The sequence below is a fragment of the Burkholderia sp. CpTa8-5 genome (genome assembly GCF_017815045.1).
Classification (GTDB): domain Bacteria; phylum Pseudomonadota; class Gammaproteobacteria; order Burkholderiales; family Burkholderiaceae; genus Burkholderia; species Burkholderia sola.
In genome coordinates, this window is sequence record NZ_JAGIQD010000002.1 from 26,582 (window position 1) to 46,654 (window position 20,073).

The 20,073-nt window shown below is 68.7% G+C and carries 13 protein-coding genes and 3 pseudogenes; 4 read left to right on the forward strand and 12 right to left on the reverse strand.

Annotation, left to right across the window (positions count from 1 at the left end; translation table 11 throughout):
* Positions 1–2: 2 nt before the first annotated feature.
* The 9 genes and pseudogenes from J8I35_RS03530 to J8I35_RS03570 form a co-directional block, all read right to left on the reverse strand.
* Complete coding sequence (locus J8I35_RS03530) at positions 3–1,106, reverse strand: hypothetical protein (RefSeq protein ID WP_050018197.1); 1,104 nt, start codon at positions 1,104–1,106, stop codon at positions 3–5.
* Positions 1,096–2,388: a polysaccharide biosynthesis protein gene (locus tag J8I35_RS03535; RefSeq protein WP_209924517.1), complete on the reverse strand. Its 1,293-nt coding sequence runs from the start codon at positions 2,386–2,388 to the stop codon at positions 1,096–1,098. The genes J8I35_RS03530 and J8I35_RS03535 overlap by 11 nt, the downstream gene beginning before the upstream one ends.
* The gene (locus tag J8I35_RS03540; RefSeq protein WP_209924518.1) at positions 2,382–3,590 is read right to left on the reverse strand and encodes a polysaccharide pyruvyl transferase family protein; all 1,209 of its coding nucleotides are present in this window, start codon (positions 3,588–3,590) and stop codon (positions 2,382–2,384) included. Before J8I35_RS03540 ends, J8I35_RS03535 begins: the two co-directional genes overlap by 7 nt.
* Complete coding sequence (locus J8I35_RS03545) at positions 3,587–4,834, reverse strand: glycosyltransferase family 4 protein (protein WP_209924519.1); 1,248 nt, start codon at positions 4,832–4,834, stop codon at positions 3,587–3,589. The genes J8I35_RS03540 and J8I35_RS03545 overlap by 4 nt, the downstream gene beginning before the upstream one ends.
* On the reverse strand, positions 4,831–7,125 hold the full coding sequence (locus J8I35_RS03550; RefSeq protein WP_209924520.1) for a polysaccharide biosynthesis tyrosine autokinase: 2,295 nt from the start codon (positions 7,123–7,125) through the stop codon (positions 4,831–4,833). Before J8I35_RS03550 ends, J8I35_RS03545 begins: the two co-directional genes overlap by 4 nt.
* The gene (locus J8I35_RS03555) at positions 7,122–7,601 is read right to left on the reverse strand and encodes a low molecular weight protein-tyrosine-phosphatase (protein WP_089488957.1); all 480 of its coding nucleotides are present in this window, start codon (positions 7,599–7,601) and stop codon (positions 7,122–7,124) included. The genes J8I35_RS03550 and J8I35_RS03555 overlap by 4 nt, the downstream gene beginning before the upstream one ends.
* Positions 7,598–8,758 (reverse strand): polysaccharide biosynthesis/export family protein, encoded by a 1,161-nt coding sequence (locus J8I35_RS03560; RefSeq protein ID WP_209924521.1) that lies wholly within the window; start codon positions 8,756–8,758, stop codon positions 7,598–7,600. Before J8I35_RS03560 ends, J8I35_RS03555 begins: the two co-directional genes overlap by 4 nt.
* A gap of 52 nt (positions 8,759–8,810) precedes the next feature.
* Positions 8,811–10,223: an undecaprenyl-phosphate glucose phosphotransferase gene (locus tag J8I35_RS03565; RefSeq protein WP_245170087.1), complete on the reverse strand. Its 1,413-nt coding sequence runs from the start codon at positions 10,221–10,223 to the stop codon at positions 8,811–8,813.
* A 579-nt stretch (positions 10,224–10,802) separates the two neighbouring features.
* Positions 10,803–10,910 (reverse strand): annotated as a pseudogene (locus J8I35_RS03570) (aminocyclopropane-1-carboxylate deaminase/D-cysteine desulfhydrase family protein); the annotation flags it as partial.
* Between the two features lies 1 nt (position 10,911).
* Here J8I35_RS03570 and J8I35_RS34510 point away from each other — a divergent pair.
* Positions 10,912–10,974 (forward strand): annotated as a pseudogene (locus tag J8I35_RS34510) (Lrp/AsnC family transcriptional regulator); the annotation flags it as partial.
* Between the two features lie 461 nt (positions 10,975–11,435).
* On the opposite strand, the pseudogene mdeB reads toward J8I35_RS34510, so the two are convergent.
* Positions 11,436–14,184 (reverse strand): annotated as a pseudogene (gene mdeB / locus J8I35_RS03575) (alpha-ketoglutarate dehydrogenase).
* 164 nt (positions 14,185–14,348) lie between these two features.
* Between mdeB and J8I35_RS03580 the strand changes: the two are divergent.
* The 3 genes from J8I35_RS03580 (at position 14,349) to J8I35_RS03590 (ending at position 17,819) form a co-directional block, all read left to right on the forward strand.
* Positions 14,349–14,876 carry an Lrp/AsnC family transcriptional regulator gene (locus J8I35_RS03580; protein WP_050017644.1) on the forward strand — a complete coding sequence of 176 codons (528 nt, stop codon included), beginning with the start codon at positions 14,349–14,351 and terminating at the stop codon, positions 14,874–14,876.
* Between the two features lie 210 nt (positions 14,877–15,086).
* Complete coding sequence (gene poxB / locus J8I35_RS03585; RefSeq protein WP_089488960.1) at positions 15,087–16,808, forward strand: ubiquinone-dependent pyruvate dehydrogenase; 1,722 nt, start codon at positions 15,087–15,089, stop codon at positions 16,806–16,808.
* Positions 16,809–17,231: 423 nt separating this feature from the next.
* On the forward strand, positions 17,232–17,819 hold the full coding sequence (locus J8I35_RS03590) for a methyltransferase domain-containing protein (protein ID WP_209924522.1): 588 nt from the start codon (positions 17,232–17,234) through the stop codon (positions 17,817–17,819).
* Between the two features lie 40 nt (positions 17,820–17,859).
* On the opposite strand, the gene J8I35_RS03595 is transcribed toward J8I35_RS03590, so the two are convergent.
* Positions 17,860–18,999 carry an acyltransferase gene (locus J8I35_RS03595; protein ID WP_209924523.1) on the reverse strand — a complete coding sequence of 380 codons (1,140 nt, stop codon included), beginning with the start codon at positions 18,997–18,999 and terminating at the stop codon, positions 17,860–17,862.
* Entirely contained in the window at positions 18,996–19,802 is an 807-nt protein-coding gene (gene blaOXA / locus J8I35_RS03600; RefSeq protein ID WP_124595431.1) for an OXA-1043 family class D beta-lactamase, read from the reverse strand. The genes J8I35_RS03595 and blaOXA overlap by 4 nt, the downstream gene beginning before the upstream one ends.
* Positions 19,803–20,073 lie beyond the last annotated feature (271 nt).

Consider the following 20,073-nt stretch of genomic DNA (forward strand, 5'->3'; position numbering starts at 1 on the left):
GTTTAGCGGGTGATGTCCTTGTGCGGCAGGCGGGCGGGAGTCGGCGTGCCGTTCGTCGCGGCATCGCGCTTTGGCCGGCGTCGACCGGCACGCGGTTCGAATCCCGCGAACTGAAGCGCGCACAGCAAGGCGACGCTGGACAGGTGGCGTGTATAGCTGCCGAGATCGGGTTCGAACAGCATCGATACGGCGACGTGACCGATGACGACGCAGGCGAGCAGGTCGCGGGCCGGATGCGTGCGATGCCGTGCACGACGCCACACGGCGGCCAGCGCGATCCACACGAACAGCTGCATCGCGACTTCCTTGGGGCCCACGTCGAACAGCAGCGGCAGATTCAACCGCAGCACCGCGTACGCATAGTTCGCGCAAAAGGCGACGAACGAATCGGGCGCGACCGGGTTGTAGAAACTCGTGCGCGCGCCGAACGGCGAACCGTAGGCGAGATAGTCGGCTGCCATGTCGCGGGGATGCTGGAGCAGGTAGTACACGTCCGGCGGCAGCAGGAACAGTGCGATCGCGGCAGTGCCGAGCAGCAAGGTCTTGCCGCGCCATGACAGGTGCCGGAACAGGAGCGCGGCCAGCGCGACCGCGAGAATCAGCGCGAAGTAGCTGCGCACGACGGCCGCGTAGCCGGCGTAGAGCGCAACCACGGCCACGAAGGTCCAGGCGGCCGGGCGACGCCGCGCGATGCTGGCCAGCACGAGCGCGATCAGCACGACGAGCGTGTCCTTGCTTGCGACGAACAGGTTGAAGAACACACACGGCGCCAGTAGTACGACGGTCGCGGCCAACGACCCGACGCGGCGGCCTTCGCCGACGATCCGCCAGATGAACGCCGTGCCGATCGCGGCAACGAACAGCGACGTGCCGGCCGGGCCGAGCAGCGCATAGAACTTCGCGACCGCATCGAACGACGTGCCTTCGTAGGTGCTGCCGCCGCCGATCTGGCTCTGGATCTTCTCCGCGTCGCGGAACACGAACTCGGGCAGGAACGTGCCGGCCTTTGCGTAGACGATCCAGTAGACGAATACGATCATCGCGCCGACGGCGCGCGTCACGCCGCGGCTCAGTGCCGGGCCACCGGCAATCAGGTTACGCAGCATGCGGGGCGGCCTCCGTGCGTGCGGCCGCACGAGACCGGCCGGTGCGCGCGACGATCAGCGCCAGCGTGGCGACGATGCCGGCGCTCGCCGCCAGATGGGCGATGGCCGCCCCCATCGCACCAGCGTGAACGATCAGGCTCCATGCGAGCGGCAGGTACGTCAGCGCGAGCGCGATCATCGACAACATCGCGGCGCAGCCGGCACGCAGTGCGATCGCGGCCGTCCACAGCACGTCCGCCGCGCCGCGCAGCACGAACGACACGAGCAGTGTCGCGAGCAATGCGACCTGCCCGGTGCCCGCGGGCTCGTGCGCAAACGCGAACAGGTCGCGATGCAGTGCAAGGACCGCGGCCCCCGCGATCGAGGTGACGGCCACGCTGGCCACCGTCGCGCGCACGGCGAGCCGGGGGAACGTGCCCGGTGCGTCGGACAGCACGCGCACGAAGCGCGGGCCGGCCGTCACGACGACGGTCGAGAAGGCGAGCGCCTGGATCGCGTTGGCGATCGACCACGCGAATACGTAGCGGCCGAGCGCATCGGCGCTCAGTTGGCCGCCGCCGATGAACCGCTCCGCGTATTGCAACGACGCGAGGACGATGCCGGCCACGTAGAACGGCAACCCGTGCCGCCAGATCGACAGGACACCGCGCTCGCGCACGGCCGGTGCGCGCGCCGCCTGCGGGCAGTCGTGCGCCTGGCGTGCAACCGCGCCGATACGCCGCCACGAAAGCACGACGACGCACGTATTGGCCGCGAACCACAGCGCGAAAACCGATTCGATCGAATGCAGGGCGCCGACGAGCAACCCCGCTCCCGCGACGCCGGCCCACGCGCCGGTGCGGACGAACAGCAGCAGCGAGCCGGCGCGAGGTCGATGCAGCGAGAACAGCCAGCCGTTCGCCTCGAATGCCGCATGCTCGGAGAGCGCGACGAGCAGCACGCACCACGCGAGCCGCGTCGACAGGCCGAAGCGGGCGAGCAGGGCTGCGTCACCGTTGGCGGTCGCCGCGGCGAGCGTCGCGACGAGCGTCAAGTAGAGGCCGCCGTACGCGACGCAGAGGGTGCGCATCGCGCCGAACGCGGGCAGCGGATCGGGTTCGCTGAGCCGCCGGTTGAGTTCGGGACTGAAGCCGAGGCCGAGCAGTTTCGATGCGATCACGGCGGCGGCGACCGCGAACCCGTACGCGGCGACCGCGTCGAAGCCGAGCGTACGCGCGACGATGATCGCGAGCGTGAATTTCAGGCCGAGCGCCAAGCTGCGCAGGAGCAGGCGCATCAGCATGGCATGGCCTCGTCGGCTTCGGCTTCGACTTTTGTTTCGATGTCGGAATCCGCACGACGGGCCGCACGCAGTGCGTCGATCACGCGTGCGCGTGCGGCACGGATGCTCGCAAAACCGCCCTGCGCGGCGTTCCGGAACGCCGTAGCCGCGCCGGGTGCGAGGATCGTCCGGCAGACGCGCGCCGGATCGAAATCCGCGCCGTTGACGACCCAGTCGTCGAGCTTCATGTCCGCATACGCACCGAAGCCCTTGCGCTCGTAGCTGACGTGGAAGGCGGGTACGCCGTGCAGGATCGATTCCAGCGCGCCGTGCAGGCGAACCGATACCGTGACGTCCGGCCGGTCGGTTTCGAGAAGCGTCTTGAGCGGCGTCAGCGGTTCCCGGATGCCGAGGCTGCGGTAGTACGCGGGATCGTCGTTGCCGCGCCCCGTGCTTTGCACGACAAAGCTGACCCGGCACGTTGCGCGCACCTGCTCGATCAGCCGCGCGATCGATGCGTCGTAGCGCGCGCGTCGTTTCGCGCTCCACGCGGGTGCGCGGCGCAGCACGAATGCAACATGGCGCGCGGTGTCGCTGTTCGGCGGGGTTTGCCGAAGGATGGTCTCGCTGCGATACCCGAAGTCGAGCACCGCGAGATCCGGCACGCGCCGCGTATTCGGATTCGCGGCGAGGAAGGCGGCGGAGCGGTCGTCGCGCACGAACACCGAATCGAACGCGCCGAGCAGCGACTGCAGATGCATGGCGACGGCGCGTGAGGACAGCACCGGGCCGATGCTTTGCGGCAGATAGACGGCGGGCTTGCCGGAGGCAAGCGCAACCCGCATTTGCAGCAGGTGGCCGGCTTCGAGCTTGAGCGCTTCGATGGCCGTGCGCGCGCGCAGATAGCCGCCACCGACGCCGACGATCAGGTCGACTTCGTCGAGCAGGCTGCGCAGTGCTTTCAACCTGCCGTTGACTCGAACGGGCAGCGCGGCGGCGGCGGCGGCGACCAGCCGGTTCGTGCCGCGCTCCGCGAGCACGGGCGCCGCGCATACGTCGTCGTACGCCGGAAATGAAGCCGGATCGGCCGCGACGATCGACACGCGGACGGCATCGCCGAAGGCCTCCCGGAGCAGGCCGACGGACAGGTCGACCAGCAGGCCGTCACCGGAATTGCGGGCGCTGTACGCGTGCAGCAGCGCGACGTGAATGGGGGGCGTCATGCCGGGCCTCGTCTGGAAAGGGTGTGATAGAGGTCGAGCGTGTGCGCGACCATCGTCTCGGCCGAGAATTGACCGAGGGCCGCCGCGCAGTTCGCTCGCATCGCGTCGCGTGCGGCCGGATCGTTGGCAAGCGCGACGATCGCGCGGGCGAAGCGCGTCGTGTCGTCTTCGTTCGGCACCACGACGCCGATGCCATGCGTGTCGATCAGCTCGGTCGCGCCGGATACCTGCGTGGCGACGATCGGCACATGCGCGGCCATCGCTTCGAGACACACGTAGGGAAAGCCTTCGTAGCGGCTCGGCAACGCGAACAGGTCGAACGCGGAGAAATAGCGGCTCGCGTGGTTCACGCGGCCGACGACGTGAAGATTCGGCGGAAGATCGTCGGCCTCGTTGCCGGCCGCCGTGACGAAGTCGCCGGACCCGATCGCGACGATCTGCACGGTACGGCCGCATTGGCGATACACGCCGCGCGCAATCCGCACGAGACGGTCGATGCCTTTCTGATGATCGAAGCGCCCGACGAAACCGACGACGAGGGCGTCGCGGGCGACGCCGAGTGCGTGTCGTGCCGCCTCGCGCGGCATCAGGGCGGGCGGTCGGACGCCGTTGACGATCGTGTCGATGCGCGCGGCCGGAATGCCGAGCGCTTCGTTCAGGTGTTGCGCCTCGTCGCGCGAGACGGCGACGATCCGGTGCGTGCACAGGCGGCCGAGCAGCCGCTCGATGGTGCCGTAGAACCGGCGCTGGCGGTTACCCAGCGTCGGGTTCAGCGTATAGACCGCGTGCGGCGTGTACACCTGCCGCCATGGCCCCGGGCACAGGCGTGCGATCGCGCCGGCTTTCGAGCTGTGGCTGTGCACGATGTCGGGACGGATGCGCAGCAGGTGGCGATAGACGTGGGCGACCGCGAGCGCGTCGCGCCAGCCGACCGTGCGCTGCATCGGCACCGCATGCACGCTTGCACAGCGTGACAGCACGCGCGCATCGAGGATCGTTGTGTCGAAACGCGGGCCGTGCGGCACGATCAGGTGCAGTTCGATGCCGTCGATTGCGGCGAGTCCGTCGATCAGGTCGGCGAGATGGACGGCCACGCCGCCGCCCGCGGCTTCGACGACGAGCGCGATCCGCAGGCGCGCCGCGCGGGCCGGGGCTTGCCGGGAGCCCAATTCGGTCGTGGCGGAAGCGTCCGCCGGCGCGGCATCGCGTATCGCGACGCGTTCGAGGTGACGGGTATCGCTCATCGCGGCGCTCCCCGGCGGCGGGACACGAGCGCGCGCAGCGTGCGGCCGATCGACGATGCCAGGCCGCAACGCGGCGGTGCGTAACGGTACTGCGTATAGCGATAGGCGCCGTAGCGCGAGCCGTACCGGCCGACGTGCGGATCGACGCCGTTGAGCAGCACGCCGCTCGCGGCGATACCGTTGTGCGCGAGGCGCCGCATGGCTTCGTCCAGTTCGGCGACGCGTGTCGTGGCGGCACGCGCCGTGAGCAGCACGGTGCCGGCGTGGCGGCCGAGCGTGACCGCGTCGGTCACCGCGAGAATCGGCGCCGCATCGATCACGACGACGTCGTAGCAGGCCGACAGCACGTCGAGCAGCGCGGCGACGCGTTCGTCGGCAAGCAGCTCGGACGGATACTCGGGCACCGCGCCGGTCGGGATGAAATCGAGGCGCGGCACCACGTCGCGGCAGGTCACGTCGGCCGGCGCGGCCGTGCCCGACAGCAGCTCGGCGAAGCCGCGCTCGCGCGGGACACCGAGCGATTCATGCAGATGACCCTTGCGCAGGTCGCCGTCGACGAGCAGCACGCGCTCGCCGTTGGCCGCGAGCAGCGCCGCGAAATTCGCCGCGACGAACGACTTGCCCGCACCCGGCGCCGGGCCGGTCAGCAGCAGTACATTGTTGCGTGCGCCCTGCATCGCGAAGCGCAGCGCGGTGCGCAGGCTCCGCAGGCTTTCCACGGCTGGATCGTGCGGGTGCCGCGCGCTCAGCAGGTTCGGCCCCGGTGCGTGCTGCGCGATGCGCCGCACCATCTGCCGCTGGGCCGCCGAATCGGGAATCGTCGCGTAGACGTCGATGTCGAGATGACGCTCGATCTCGTCCGCGTGACGGACGCCGCCGAACAGGAAGTCGCGCGCAAAGGCGAGCGCGATGCCGAGTGCGAGCCCGATCAGCGCGGCCGCCGCGATCACGACGGGCCGCTTCGGGCGTACGGGATCCTCGGGCACGATCGCCGTATCGACGAGCCGCACGCTGCCGGTCTTGCCGGCCTTGACCAGCTCGAGCTGCTGCGTGTTCGCGAGCAGCGCCGTATAGAGATCGGTGTCGACCTTCACGTCGAGCATCAGCCGCACGGCGTTCTGCTGCAGGTCGGGCAGCCGTCGCACCTGATGCTCGAAGCCGCGCTGCTCGCGGCCGAGCGTGGCGATCTGCGCGTCGAGCGCGACCATGTCGGGGTGGCCCGGCGCGAAGCGTGCGGCCATCTCGTCGCGCTTTTGCTGCAGCTCGAGGCGGCGCGTGGTCGCGTCGGCCGTCTGCTGCAGGATCAGCTTCGCTTCCTCGGTCAGGTCGATCGTGCCGTTCGCGTTGCGCATGTCGGTGTAGCGCTGCTCGGCGTCCTGCAACTGGCGCTTGAGCACCGGCAGCTGCGCGTTGAGGAACGCGAGCGATTGCGCCGCGTCGGCGGACTTGCGCTCGATGTGCTGACGCACGTAGTGGTTCGCGACTGCCTGAAGCTGCGCCTGGATCCGTTGCGGATCGGGGCCGCGCAGCGTCGCGACGATCACGCCCGACTGCTTGATCTTTTCCTGGACGTCGAGGCCGCGCCGCAGCGTGTCGATCGTCTCGGCGCGCGATTCGCGCACGAGCGTGAAGCGGGTGGCCGGGTTCGCATCGACGCGCGCGACGTCGATCGCGATCGGGCCGCTCGCGGTCGGGAAGGTTTCCACGTGCCCGATGCGGCCGGTGACGGCCGACGGCAGCGCGGGCCCGGTCAGCCGGTAGCGCTGGCCGTCGAGCAGCGTCAGCTCGAAGCGCTCGCCTTCGAGCGGCCGGGGCACGTCGAAGCGCGCGACCGCGATCGCTTCCTCGCCCCACGCATAACCGCCGAACCCGAGGAGGCCGGGGTGCGCGAGGCCGGTGTTGAAACGCGACACGAAATCGCCGACCAGCGGAAAGCGCTTCGGCTGCACGACGATGTAGCTGCGCAGCTCGTCGACGGCACGCGTGACGACGAGCCGCGACGCGAGAATCTGCGCTTCGGCCGCGGCGCTCGACTTGATGTCGAACAGCGACGACACGTCGCCGAGCATGCTGTTCGCGGCGGCTGGGTCGCCGCTGTCCTCGACCTGGAGCAGGATGTCGGCCTGGTATTGCGGCGGGGCGAGAAACGCGTATAGCGTGCCGGCGCCGACGCAGGCGGCGGTTGCCAGCGCGATCAGCCAGCGTTGGGACACGAGCACGTCGACGACGCCGGCGAGGTCGAGCTCGGCGCCGCGATCGTGCGATCGCTCGCGGGAAACAGGAGAGGTCATCGATTCGGTCCGGAAAGCGGGGTGGAGGGGGAGGCGGCCGGCGCGATGCGCGCGCACCACGCGTCGACACCGCGCTCGATGAGCCGCAGGCTGTGTTCGAACGACGCGCGCGGGCCGAGATACGGGTCGGGCACGTCGAAGCCCTGACCGGTGCCGCCGAGGCGGAACACGCGGCCGCACAGGAACGGGTGGCGGCGCTCGAGCCAGCGCTTCTGCTCCAGGTCCATCGTCAGGATCAGGTCGGCGCGTGCGGCGTGCCGTGACGACACCTGGCGCGCGCGGTGCGTGGCGAGGTCGAGGCCGCGCGCGCGCATCAGGTCGATGGCGTGCGGGTCGGCCGGCTGGCCGTCGAGCGCGCCGATCCCGGCCGACTGCACGTCGACGCCGGGCAGGCGCGCGCCGAGCAGCGCCTGCGCCATCGGGCTGCGGCAGACGTTGCCGACGCACACGACGAGCAGCGTGGCGATGGCGCTCATTTGACGGCGAGCGCCGCGGCGGCGCTGGTGCTGATGCCGGGCAGCAGCAGGCTCAGCACGCGGCTGAAGCGCACCAGGCCGTTGCCGTCGACGTAGACGATGTCCTTCGGCTGCAGCGCGAACTCGTTGGCGAGCACCATCGACACGGGGGAGCGCGCGTCGAGGTGGAACACCTGCGGATCGCTCGTCTGCGAGCCGCGGATCACGAACATCTGCGCGGCGTCGGCGGTATTGGCGTTTACGCTGCCGGCCTGCGACAGCGCGTCGGACAGCGTCAGCCGGCCGTCGCGCAGCGGTACCGCGAGCGACGGCTTGTTCACTTCGCCCATCACGTACACGCCGTAGTCGCTGCGTGCCGGCACGTGCAGCAGGTCGCCGGCGGCCAGCACGACGTCGGCGGGATTGCGGCCGTCGCGCAGCATGCGCGTCAGGTCGAGCGGATAGGACACGCCGTCGCGCACGAGCGTCATGCGGCTCTGGTCGGCGGCCGTGCCGAGCCCGCCCGCGCGGCCGAGCGCTTCGTAGAGCGTCATCGGCACGTCGTTGACGGGCTGCGCACCCGGCGTGCGGACTTCGCCGTCGATATAGACCTGCTGCGAGCGGAACGACGCAACGCGCAGTGTTACTTGCGGATTGCGATAGACGCGCGACAGCGCGGCGGCGATGCGTGCCTGCGCGGCGTCGGCCGTGAGACCCGCGACCGGCACGCTGCCGGCGAACGGGAACGCCAGGTTGCCGTGCGAATCGACGACGAAGCCCGCGACCGGGTCGGCCGCGCGCGGCGCGTTCTGCTGCGCGGCGCCTTGCGCGGCGGCGAGTTCGGGGTGATCCCAGACGGTGATCTGCAGCACGTCGCCGGGGCCGAGGCGATAAGCGCCGGGCGCGGCCGCCAGCCGGTCGGATGGCAGGTGCTGTTGCTGCGCGGCCTGTGCGTCGAGTTGGCGAATCAGGCTGGCGTCGATCGTCGTGATCCGGAACGGAACGCTCCCGCCGGCGTTCGCGTGTCCGGCAGGCTGGCCGGCGGCGGGCGGTGCGCTCATCTGCATGCCGGGTGCGAATGCACAGGCCGAGAGCGCGACGCTGACCGCTGCGGCCAGCAGCGTGCGCATGCGGTAGGGACGTGCGGATCCGGCCCGCTCGATCATGGCGGAAGTCATCAGTCATCCTTATCGTGATGCGGCGACGCGCGGTGGCGGTGCCGCGTGCGTATCAGTACGCGTTGCGGTGGGACCAGCCGCGCAGGGCGGTGGCCAGGACGATGCGCATGTCGAGGGCGAACGACCAGTTGCGCAGGTAGTGGAGATCGGCTTCGACGCGGCGCTGCATCTTTTCCACGCGATCGGTCTCGCCGCGCAGGCCGTTGATCTGCGCCCACCCGGTGATGCCCGGCTTGACGCGGTAGCGGTGGATATAGCCGTCGACGATCTTCCGGTAGAGGTCGTCGTGCTCGAGCGCGTGCGGGCGCGGGCCGACGACCGACATCTCGCCGCGCAGCACGTTGAGGAACTGCGGCAGCTCGTCGAGGCTCGTGCGGCGCAGGAACGCGCCGACCCGTGTGATGCGCGGATCGTCGCGCGTCGCCTGGTGCACTTCACTGCCCGTGTCGTGCAGCCGCATCGTGCGGAACTTGAAGATCGTGAATGCCTGGCCGTCCGCGCCCTTGCGTTGCTGGCGGAACAGGACGGGGCCGTGCGACGACAGCCGGACTGCTGCCGCGATCGCGAGCAGCAGCGGCGCCATGCCGACGAGGACGGTGGCCGCGAACACGCGATCGAAGATCGCCTTGTGCAGCAGCGCGCGCGACGACAGCGGCGACGCGACCAGGTTGATCGCCGGTGCACCGACGAGGTCGATCATTTCGCCGTCGAACATCGCGAGCTTGCTGACGTCCGGCATGAAGCGGATGTTGACGAGATCGTCGCGGAATGCATCGAGCACGGCCATCACGATGCGCGCCTCGCCGATCGGCAGCGCGAGCCAGACTTCGGGAATCGCGTGCGTGCGGACATGCTGTGCGAACGTATCGAGATCACGGAAGCGCGGCATGCCGCCCGGGCTCGTCGTATCGGCGCGGGCGATATCGAACATCGCCGCCGCGCGGAATCCGGCCGACGGCACACTGGCGATGCGGTCGAGCACGGCGTCGCGATGGGCGCCGGAGCCGACGATCGCGACGAGGCGATCGCTTTCCTGCGGGCGGCCGATCCGTTCGAGCGTCGTGCCGGCGACGACGCGCGACGCGACGAGCGCGATGCCGCTCGTTGCGGTCCAGAGCAGGTACCAGGGCAGCGGAATGGCGAGGGTCGGCGCGAGCACCCGCATCACGAGCGCCGCGCCGGCCTGCGCGATCAGCCACGCGAACGCGATGAGCAGTGCGGTGCGGTGCCTGGCGGGGCGGGCCGGTGCGTGGTAGAGGCGGAGTGCGGGAAACAGCATCAGCGCGAAGGTCGCCGCGCAGGCGACGGCGGCCAGTTCGGACGAACGGTCGACGTCCGTGCCAGGCAACACGAGCGCGGCGGCCAGCGCGCCGAACGAAATCAGTGCGACGTCGGCAATGCGCGCGATCAGGCCGCCTGCGGCACGCGCTGCATGTGCGTGCCGTGGTTCGAATGAAGTATCCATATACCCTCCTGCTGCCGTTCTGATTGAGATGGACGCCCGTTGTCCCGATTGCGACGCGATATCGCACGCTCGGCCGGAGCGGAGCGTGACCGCTGTTTCCACTGCATGGGAAATGCATCGGGGAAGGAGGCGCTGCTGCGGTGGTGCCGGTCGGCCTGATGAGTTGCGACGGATCTTTTCGAGCTTGGCGCCATGAAGGGCGAATGCTTGCGAAACGTTGCGGCCGACTCGATGGGGTCAATTTTCAGGAAGCAGGGGCCTGATTTATATAGAACGCCTACTAAATTCCAGGGGAATGGATTAGTACGAGTACGAATCAGTGGAATTTCTGTCCGAATGAACGAATGACGGAGTCGGACTTGACTTTAGAAAGACGTGCGATGCCGGGTCGTCGAGGTGGACGGATCGCAACAAGCGGAGCGCGGCGGGCGAAGAAGGGCGGGATTGTGGCAGCCGAAGAAATGGCGTGCGGGACGGCGGGCGCGTAGAGGGAGCCGCAGCAACGGTGAGCGGGGCGATTGCCGTGATCAACGCGCCGGCGCGCGACTCGTGGCACGCCGGCGTTTCATGTCAATCCGGTCACCCGTTCCGGAAAATCTCGCTATACGCGCTCAACGCCGGCACGCCGCCGAGATGCGCATACAGCACCTTCGACCCCGGCTCGAATTCGCCGAGCCGGACCTTGTCGCGACAGGTACGCTCGTTCATGGTACTCAAGGAGATTCTTTCGACGCATGCGCTGCCGGTGTAGCGCATCGTGATGCGGCTGACCGCGCATGCTGTGTTGGCGGCGTGCGGGCAAAACGAAGTGAGCACGATCGGCACACGGAGTCACACCTGTTGCGCCGCACGACCACGGCCAACCTCCACGCGTTCGAACACGGCGGTAAAGGCATAGCCTCGCTCGTCGCCGTGACAAGTCGACGCGCTACCGCTTGCGCCGTCTCGGGTCGATGCCGTTTTGTTCCAGTAGCTTTCGCAGTCTTGTGTTATCGCCCCACAGCGTAGCGAAGGCTATCAACATCACGAGTTTTGTGGTCGCACCAAGCAATTCCGAGACCGTCGCATCCGGACCTAGCGTCTTTAGCGCGCCCATCATCTCAAATTGTGTGCTCGTGTTCCGCGACTATCTTGCGGAAAATGTGTCGAGTGGAGACTCGATGAAAATTCTTGAGACGGTTGAAAAAGCGCTCGACAACATTGCGTGTGCGCTCAGCGTTGCCACGGCGCTCCGCCGGGCTGCCGCACCGCTTTTTCCGAGCCGTTCGCGCGCCGTGTGCAGCATTGCCTCATCGAGTTCACCGTCATCCGCCAGCGCCTTCAACGCGGCGAGCACGATGCTCGCTCGATCGACTTCGAAGAACGCGCGCAGCGCCTCGCGCGTATCGCTGCGGCCGAACCCGTCGGTGCCGAGCGTCACGTAGCGGCGCGGCACGTATGCACGGATCAGCTCGGGCACCGCGCGCACGTAGTCGGTCGCCGCGATCACGGGGCCTTGCGTCGCGGCAAGCTGCTGCGTGACATAAGGCTCGGCCGCCGTGTCGCCGAGTCGCGACAGCCGTTCGGCTTCCATTCCGTCGCGTTGCAGTTCGCTGAAACTCGTGACGCTCCACACGGCGGCATCGATACCCCAGTCGTCCTTCAGCATCCGCTGCGCGGCGAGCACTTCGCCGAGGATCGCGCCCGCGCCGAGCAACTGCACGTGCGCCGTTGCGTTCGAACCGGACGGCAGCCGGTGCATGCCCTTCAGGATGCCTGCGCGTCGCGTGGCCGGATCGTCGTCGGGCATCGACGGCTGCGCGTAGTTCTCGTTCATCACCGTCACGTAATAGAACACGTCGCGCTGTTGCTCGACCATCTCGCGCATGCCGGCATCGACGATCGTCGCGACTTCGTACGCGAACGCCGGATCGTACGCGCGGCAGTTCGGGATCGTGGACGCCGCAAGATGGCTGCTGCCGTCCTGGTGCTGCAGCCCCTCGCCGCCGAGCGTCGTGCGGCCCGATGTCGCGCCGACGAGGAAGCCGCGCGAGCGCTGGTCGGCGGCGGCCCAGATCAGGTCGCCGATGCGCTGGAACCCGAACATCGAGTAGTAGATGTAGAACGGCAGCATCGGCAGGTCGTGCACGCTGTACGCGGTCGCCGCGGCGATCCACGACGACACCGCGCCGGCCTCCGAGATGCCTTCCTCGAGGATCTGCCCGCGCGTGTCCTCGCGGTAGTAGAGCATCGAGCCGAGATCCTCCGGTTCGTAGCGCTGCCCGAGCGGCGAGTAGATGCCGACCTGCCGGAACAGGTTCGCCATGCCGAACGTGCGCGCTTCGTCCGCGACGATCGGCACGACGCGCGGGCCAAGCGCCGGATCCTTCAGCAGCGCGGCCAGCATGCGCACGAGCGCCATCGTCGTCGACATCTCGCGGCCCGCCGCATCCAGCGCGAACGCACCCCAGGCCGGTGTCGGCGGGACGGTGAGCCCCTCCGACGCCACCATCCGCCTTCTGGGCAGATAGCCGCCCAGGGCAGCCCGGCGAGCGTGCAGGTAGCGCATCTCGGGGCTGTCTTCGGCGGGTTTGTAGAACGTGAGCTGCTCGACGTCGAGATCCGACAGCGGCAGCCGGAAGCGGTCGCGGAACGCCTTCAGGTCGTCGACGTCGAGCTTCTTCTGCTGGTGGGTCGTCATCCGGCCCTGGCCGGCCGTGCCCATTCCGTAGCCCTTCATCGTCTTCGCGAGGATCACGGTCGGCTGGCCGCGATGCGCGAGTGCGCGCGCATACGCGGCGTGCAGCTTGCGTGCATCGTGGCCGCCGCGGCGCAGGCGATCGATTTCCGCGTCGGTGAGCTGCGCGGCGAGGGCGTCGAGCGCCGGGTCGCGGCTGAAGAAGCGCGCGCGGTTGTACGCGCCGTCGTTCGCGGAGAAGGTCTGGAACTGGCCGTCGACGGTGTCGGCGAACGCGCGGGCGAGCGCGCCCGCATGGTCGCGCGCGAACAGCGGATCCCAGTCGGATCCCCACAACACCTTGATCACGTTCCAGCCGGCACCGGCGAACAGCGCCTCGAGCTCGTCGATCACGCGGCCGTTGCCACGCACCGGGCCGTCGAGCCGCTGCAGGTTGCAGTTGATCACGAACACGAGGTTGTCGAGCCCCTCGCGCGCGGCGAGCGACAGCGCGCCGAGCGATTCGGGCTCGTCCATCTCGCCGTCGCCGAAGAAGCCCCACACCGTGCGCGCGGCCGTGTTCGCGAGGCCGCGATGCTGCAGGTAGCGCATGAAGCGCGCCTGGTAGATCGCGTTGATCGGGCCGATGCCCATCGAGCCGGTCGGGAACTGCCAGAAGTCGGGCATCAGCCACGGGTGCGGATACGAGCACAGGCCGGGCCCGGCGATCTCGCGGCGGTAGTGCTTCAGGTGCGCGTCGTCGAGGAAGCCTTCGAGATACGCGCGCGCATAGACGCCCGGCGACGAATGCGGCTGGAAGTAGACGAGGTCGCCGCCCGTGCCGCGTTCACCGTGTTCACCCTGTTCGCTGCTGCCGTCGGCCGCTGCCGCGCGGAAGAAATGGTTGAAGCCGACTTCGAACAGGTCGGATGCCGACGCGTAGCTCGCGATGTGGCCGCCGAGCTCGCCGTACGCGCGGTTCGCACGCACGACCATCGCGAGCGCGTTCCAGCGCAGCGCGGCGGACAGCCGCTCTTCGAGCTCGGCATCGCCCGGGTAGGGCGGCTGGTCGTGTGCGGCGATCGTGTTCAGGTACGGCGTGACGGGCCCGCGCGCCGCCGCCAGGCCGCTCGCGTGCGCATGGGCGGCGAGCCGGTCGAGCAGGAACTGCGCGCGGTCCTTGCCGACGTGCGCGAGAACCGCGTCGAGCGCTTCGAGCCATTCGGCGGTTTCTTCCGGGTCGGCGTCGGCGTGCGCGAGGTTCGCGCGCCGCGTGGCGTCGAGTCCGTTCGACAGGTCCGTCATCGCAGGTCTCCCGCGCACCGGTTCGAAGCGGTGCGCAATCAGTGGCAATCGGTCGGATCATGCTACCCGCCGATCTGCAAAATATGCGTCTGATTTCATTGGGATTTCTCGTGCGGATAGTGTAAATATTCCGGTTATGGCCACTCTTCCGGAATATTTCGACCATGAGCGCAAACCCGCGGCGGCTCGACCGCATCGACATCGGCATCCTGAACCAGCTTCAGCAGAACGCGCGGATCACGAACGCGGAACTCGCGCGCGCGGTGAACCTGTCGGCCACGCCCTGCTTCAACCGCGTGCGCGCGCTGGAGAAGCTCGGGCTGTTCCGGCAGCAGGTCACGCTGCTTGACCCGGAGCCGCTCGGGCTGCGGATCAACGTGTTCATCCAGGTCAGCCTCGAGAAGCAGGTCGAGGATGCGCTGCAGCGCTTTGAGGAAGCGATCTCGCAGCGGCCCGAGGTGATGGAGTGCTACCTGATGTCGGGCGACGCCGATTACCTGCTGCGTGTCGTGATGCCCGACATGCGCACGCTCGAGCGCTTCATCATCGAGCGGCTGACGACGATTCCCGGCGTGTCGAACATCCGGTCGAGCTTCGCGCTGAAGCAGGTGCGCTACAAGACCGCGCTGCCGCTGCCGGCGGCGGGGCTGACGCTGGTCGATCCGGACGAGTCGGCGTCCGACTGGAGCTGAATGTGCGTCGGCGGGCGAAACCGCCGGCTTGCTGACGAAACGGCGACAGTCGCCCGACACCGCCGAAAGGGATCGAACGAAACGTGCGCAAGTGCGTTGCACGTTCACGACGCCTCGCGAAACGATCGCGTATGCTCGTCCGTTCCGTGGCACAGGAGGCCATCGGAGTCGGTTCATTCGTGTGACGACCCATCAACGAGCGAGGGCACCATGGCAAGACAGACGATGGCGGAATACCTGGCGAAGACGCTGGCGGCAGCGGGCGTCGAGCGCATCTGGGGCGTGACGGGCGACAGCCTGAACGGCCTGTCGTTCAGCCTGAGCCAGATCGGCTCGATCCGCTGGATGCATACGCGGCACGAGGAAAGCGCCGCGTTCGCGGCCGGCGCGGACGCCGCGTCGACCGGGCGGCTCGCGGTGTGCGCGGGCAGCTGCGGCCCCGGCAACCTGCACCTGATCAACGGCTTGTACGACTGCCACCGCAATCACCAGCCGGTGCTCGCGATCGCCGCGCACATTCCGTCGACCGAGATCGGTCTCGGCTACTTCCAGGAAACCCATCCGCAGGAGCTGTTCCGCGAATGCAGCCACTTCGCGGAGCTCGTGACCAACGCGTCGCAGTTCCCGCGCGTGCTCGCGCGGGCGATGCGCACGGCGATCGACGAGCGCGGCGTCGCGGTGATCGTGCTGCCGGGCGACATCGGGCTCGGCGACGGCCCGGAAGAGCCGCCGGCGTGGAGCGAATCGGCCCCGCCGTCGATCCTGCCGGCCGATGCCGATCTCGACCGGCTCGCGGCGCTGCTCAACGCGTCCGACGCAGTCACGCTGCTGTGCGGCAGCGGCACGCAGGGCGCGCACGACGAGGTGGTCGCGCTGGCCGACACGCTCGGCGCGCCGGTCGTGCACGCGCTGCGCGGCAAGCAGTTCGTCGAATGGGACAACCCGTTCGACGTCGGGATGACGGGGCTGATCGGCTTCAGCTCGGGCTATCACGCGATGGAATCGTGCGACACGCTGTTGATGCTCGGCACGGACTTCCCGTACCGGCCGTTCTATCCGTCGAACGCGAAGGTCGTGCAGATCGACTGGAAGGGCTCGCAGCTCGGCCATCGCGCGCCGCTCGCGCTCGGGCTCGTCGGCACCGTGAAGGAAACGATCGCGGCGCTGCTGCCGCGCTTGACGCGCAAGACCCAGCGGCGCTTCCTCGAGAACGCGCTGAAGCACTACGCGGCCGCGCGCAAGGGGCTCGACGATCTCGCGGTGGCCGAGCCGCCGGGCCGCGCGATCCATCCGCAATACCTGACGAAGATCGTCGACGAAGTCGCGGCGGAAGACGCGATCTTCACGGCCGACGTCGGCACGCCGACGCTGTGGGCCGCGCGCTACCTGACGATGAACGGCAAGCGGCAACTGCACGGCTCGTTCAATCACGGGTCGATGGCGAATGCGATGCCGCAGGCGCTCGGCGCGCAGGGCGCGCATCCGGGGCGGCAGGTCGTGTCGCTGTCGGGCGACGGCGGGCTGTCGATGCTGCTCGGCGATCTGCTGACCGCACGCCAGCTCAAGCTGCCGATCAAGGTCGTCGTGTACAACAACAGCTTGCTCGGCTTCGTGTCGATGGAGCTGAAGGCGGCCGGCTATCTCGACACGAACGTCGACCTGAGCCCGACCGACTTCGCGGCGATCGCGAAGGGCGCCGGTATCTTCAGCGTGCGCGTCGAGCATTCGGAGAACGTCGAGCAAGCGTTGCGCACGGCGTTCGAGCATGACGGGCCGGCGGTGGTCGATGTCGTCACGTCGAAGTACGAACTCGCGATGCCGCCGAAGATCGAGCTCGCGCATGCGAAGGGCTTCAGTCTGTTCATGCTGCGCGCGATCCTCAGCGGGCGCGGCGACGAAATCGTCGAACTGGCGAGAACCAACTTGCGGTGAAGGTCGGTCGCGCGCCGTGTGGCGAGCATGGCGCGCGGTTCACAGCCCGGGCCGTGCCGCCGGCTCTCGCACGGCTTGGGCTGCCAACCTCCATGCGGCGGGCGGATAGTGGTTTGCGGGAGAGGGACATCGCGCGCCGAAGTCCCGACCCCATTTGTGTCGCCGGGCGCTGACAGTCGACGATTTCGCGGAGACCCGGACGGCGCTGCAGCCGATCCGGCACGAATTAGTCAGGCAAATCAGGGTCAATCTTCACGTCACCTTAAGTTTGCGTTTCCTAGAATCGATTGACCGTCGCGCGTCCTGCGGCGGATCGATTCGCCCCAGGAGGATGCGCATGAACCTTGCCCGTATCGCCGTAGCCCTGTCCCGCGCAGTCGTCGGCCCGCCGCCGCTGACCGCGCAAGCGTTCGAGGCCCGCGTATGACGTGGCCGAACGCGTGGCGTGTCTCGGCACTGTTCGTGCGCGAGTGGGTCGGCCGGCCGGCTGCGGTGGGCGCGTTGTGCCCGAGTTCGCGGCATCTGGCGCGCGAGATGGCCGACACGGTGCCGGACGGCGACGGGCTCGTCGTCGAACTCGGCGGCGGCACCGGCGCGATCACCGCGGCGCTGCTCGAACGCGACGTTGCGCCGCGGCGCCTCGTCGTGGTCGAACGCTCGCCGGCGTTCGTGCGGCATCTGCGGCGACGCTTTCCCGGTATCTCGATCGTGTCGGGCGACGCGCGACAGCTCGAACGGTTGTTGCCGCCGGACGCCACGGTCGACGCGATCGTGTCGTGCCTGCCGCTGCGCACGCTGCCGCGCGAGGACGTGACGGCGATCGTCGGTCAATGTCATCGCGTGCTGTCGGCCGCCGGCGTGATGATTCAATTCACCTACGACCTGCGCCCGCCCGGCCGTCACCCGCTGGGCGATACGTCGTTCGTCGCGTGCGACAGCCGGATCGTCTGGGCCAACCTGCCGCCCGCGCGCATCGTGACCGTGCGTTGCGCCGCCGCATACGCAGGCTGACCGCGCCGGCTTCTGCTTTGCTCGCCGCCACCCGCAGGCGCTAGACGCGCGCGCTGTCCGTCACGTGCACCGCGGGCCGCGACGCAACCCGCTTGATGAAGCGGTCGAGCGGCGTCGCATAGCCGCGTGCGATGACCGCACTCAATGCTGCCGACAGCGCCAGATAGGCGACCAGCAGCGCGAGCTTGTCGTCGCCATGCGTGGCAGACGGCGGCCAGAACGTGCGCAGCGCGCCGAGCACGATCAGATGGAACAGATACAGCTCGTAGCTGAGCCGGCCGCTCCGGCGCAGCGGCGCGAGCAGGCGGCCGTGAGCAGATGCGTGTTTCGCATGCGCGCCGATCAGCAGCACGGCCGTGCCGAGCGCCATCGCGGATACGCCGAGCACGTGGCTTTCGGCGATCGGCCACGCGAGATAGAGCGCCGTCATCGCCGTTGCCGCGAGCCATTGCACGGGCGCGGCCGCGAGTCCCTGCCAGCGCGCGCGTTCGGCGAGCAGCGCGGTGCAGCAGCCGATCGCGATGCCGTCGAAGCACGCGAAGTACGCGTACAGGAAGCCGCCTTCGTCGCCGGGATGCGTGTAGCGATACACGGGACCGGTCGCGGCAATCAGCAGCCAGAACGCGAACAGCCGCGTGTCGCGACGCAGCGCGATGCACAGCAGCGGAAACGACAGGTAGAACACCTCTTCGACCGACAGCGACCACAACACGCCGAGCGCGTAGTTGACCCATCCGTATGCGCCGATCAACACGTTCATCCAGAACGTGAGCGACGCCAGGTTCACGAGCCAGTACGACACGGCGATGCCCTGCGGCGCATGGTTCGTGAAGATCGGCACGCCAGCCGCCGCGAGGCCGTCGACGAGCGCGAGCAGCAGAAGCAGGCACGGGACGATCCGCGCAATGCGCGACACGTAGAACGCACGCACGTCGAGCGCACCGAGGCTGCCCCAGCGGCGGCGCGCATTGGACGCGATCAAGTAGCCCGAGATCGCGAAGAACATCGTCACGCCGTAGTTGCCGTTGCGCACGATCGCATGGACCGCGTCCCAGCCGAGCACGCGCGCGAGCGCGGTGTCGCGCAACGGATACGCGATGTTGAAGTGATGCAGCAGGACGAGCAGGATCGACACGCCGCGCAGCAGGTCGATGCGGGCATTGCGGGGACCGGCGCTCATTGTGGCCGGGCCGGTTCGGCGAGCGTCGGCAGCGCCGCGAGGAACGTGTCGCGCGAGCGCAGGCCCGCATTCGGCGTTTGCCGTTCGTCGTCCTGGATCAGGTTCGCGAACACCAGCGTGCGCGGCCCTTTCGTCGCCCAGCCGACGAACCAGCCGTACGCGTGCGCAGCATCGTACCTGGAGCCCGGCGAGCCGGTGCCGGTCTTGCCGTGCACGGTCCAGCCGCCCGGTTGCGCGTCGATCAGCGTGATGCGCTCGGTCATGTCGTATGCGTGTGCGCTGACGGGCAGCGTCCGCTGCGCGATCTTGCGCATGAACGCGACCTGTTCGAGCGGCGAGATCCGTAGCGACGAATTGACCCATGCGCCCATCACGCCGGGGAGTTCGCCCTGCTGGCTGGTGACGTCGGCGTTGCCGTAGCCGAATGCGCTCGTGTACTGCTGGAAGCGTCCTTGCCCGAGCGCCTGCGCGACCTGCTCCGAATACCAGAAGATCGACAGCTTCATCCAGCGCGCCGGGTCGGTCGGTTCGCGCCACGGCGCGCCGCCCCAGTCCGGGTAGCCGGCGTGGAAGTCGAGCGTGGGCGTGTGCGCGTCCTTCAGCACGCCGGCGTCGAAGCCCATCAGGCTGATGGCGACCTTGAACGTCGATGCCGGCGTCACGCGAGTCGTGCAGTCGCCGTGCTGCACGAGCATCTTGCCGGTGGCCGCGTCGGCGACGACGGTGCAGACGGGATGGGCGTGAGAGGACGCGGCGGCCAGCAGGCCGGCGAAGACGAACAGCGTGTCGCGCCAGTGTTTCAAGTGCAGCTCCTTGGAAAGCATGCGGAAGGTGTGCGGGATGGGCGGGAAGCGCGAGGCTCGTGCGCAATCGAAGCGACGGCCGGCATCGGAAATGAGGTCTATTGCAGCCGTCGGGATGGGCCACAGTGTATCGGCGGATCGCCGGCTGCTGACCTGTCATGGTTGACGGGGCACGCGTGCGGCCTTCGCCGTTACCGCGGCTGCGGTCAGGGGCTGCCCGTGGTTGCGACGCGTTACTGGTCCGGCTCCCACCCGAAGTGCAGGAGCGTTT

What these genes read in the sequence shown, in the direction of transcription:
- poxB (WP_089488960.1), top strand. Translation starts at nt 15,087, where the DNA reads ATGGCAAGACAGACGATGGCGGAATACCTGGCGAAGACGCTGGCGGCA.
- J8I35_RS03530 (WP_050018197.1), bottom strand. Translation starts at nt 1,106, where the DNA reads ATGCTGCGTAACCTGATTGCCGGTGGCCCGGCACTGAGCCGCGGCGTG.
- J8I35_RS03540 (WP_209924518.1), bottom strand. Translation starts at nt 3,590, where the DNA reads ATGACGCCCCCCATTCACGTCGCGCTGCTGCACGCGTACAGCGCCCGC.
- J8I35_RS03595 (WP_209924523.1), bottom strand. Translation starts at nt 18,999, where the DNA reads ATGAGCGCCGGTCCCCGCAATGCCCGCATCGACCTGCTGCGCGGCGTG.
- J8I35_RS03555 (WP_089488957.1), bottom strand. Translation starts at nt 7,601, where the DNA reads ATGAGCGCCATCGCCACGCTGCTCGTCGTGTGCGTCGGCAACGTCTGC.
- J8I35_RS03565 (WP_245170087.1), bottom strand. Translation starts at nt 10,223, where the DNA reads ATGGATACTTCATTCGAACCACGGCACGCACATGCAGCGCGTGCCGCA.
- J8I35_RS03535 (WP_209924517.1), bottom strand. Translation starts at nt 2,388, where the DNA reads ATGCTGATGCGCCTGCTCCTGCGCAGCTTGGCGCTCGGCCTGAAATTC.
- J8I35_RS03580 (WP_050017644.1), top strand. Translation starts at nt 14,349, where the DNA reads ATGAGCGCAAACCCGCGGCGGCTCGACCGCATCGACATCGGCATCCTG.
- J8I35_RS03560 (WP_209924521.1), bottom strand. Translation starts at nt 8,758, where the DNA reads ATGACTTCCGCCATGATCGAGCGGGCCGGATCCGCACGTCCCTACCGC.
- J8I35_RS03590 (WP_209924522.1), top strand. Translation starts at nt 17,232, where the DNA reads ATGACGTGGCCGAACGCGTGGCGTGTCTCGGCACTGTTCGTGCGCGAG.
- J8I35_RS03550 (WP_209924520.1), bottom strand. Translation starts at nt 7,125, where the DNA reads ATGACCTCTCCTGTTTCCCGCGAGCGATCGCACGATCGCGGCGCCGAG.
- J8I35_RS03545 (WP_209924519.1), bottom strand. Translation starts at nt 4,834, where the DNA reads ATGAGCGATACCCGTCACCTCGAACGCGTCGCGATACGCGATGCCGCG.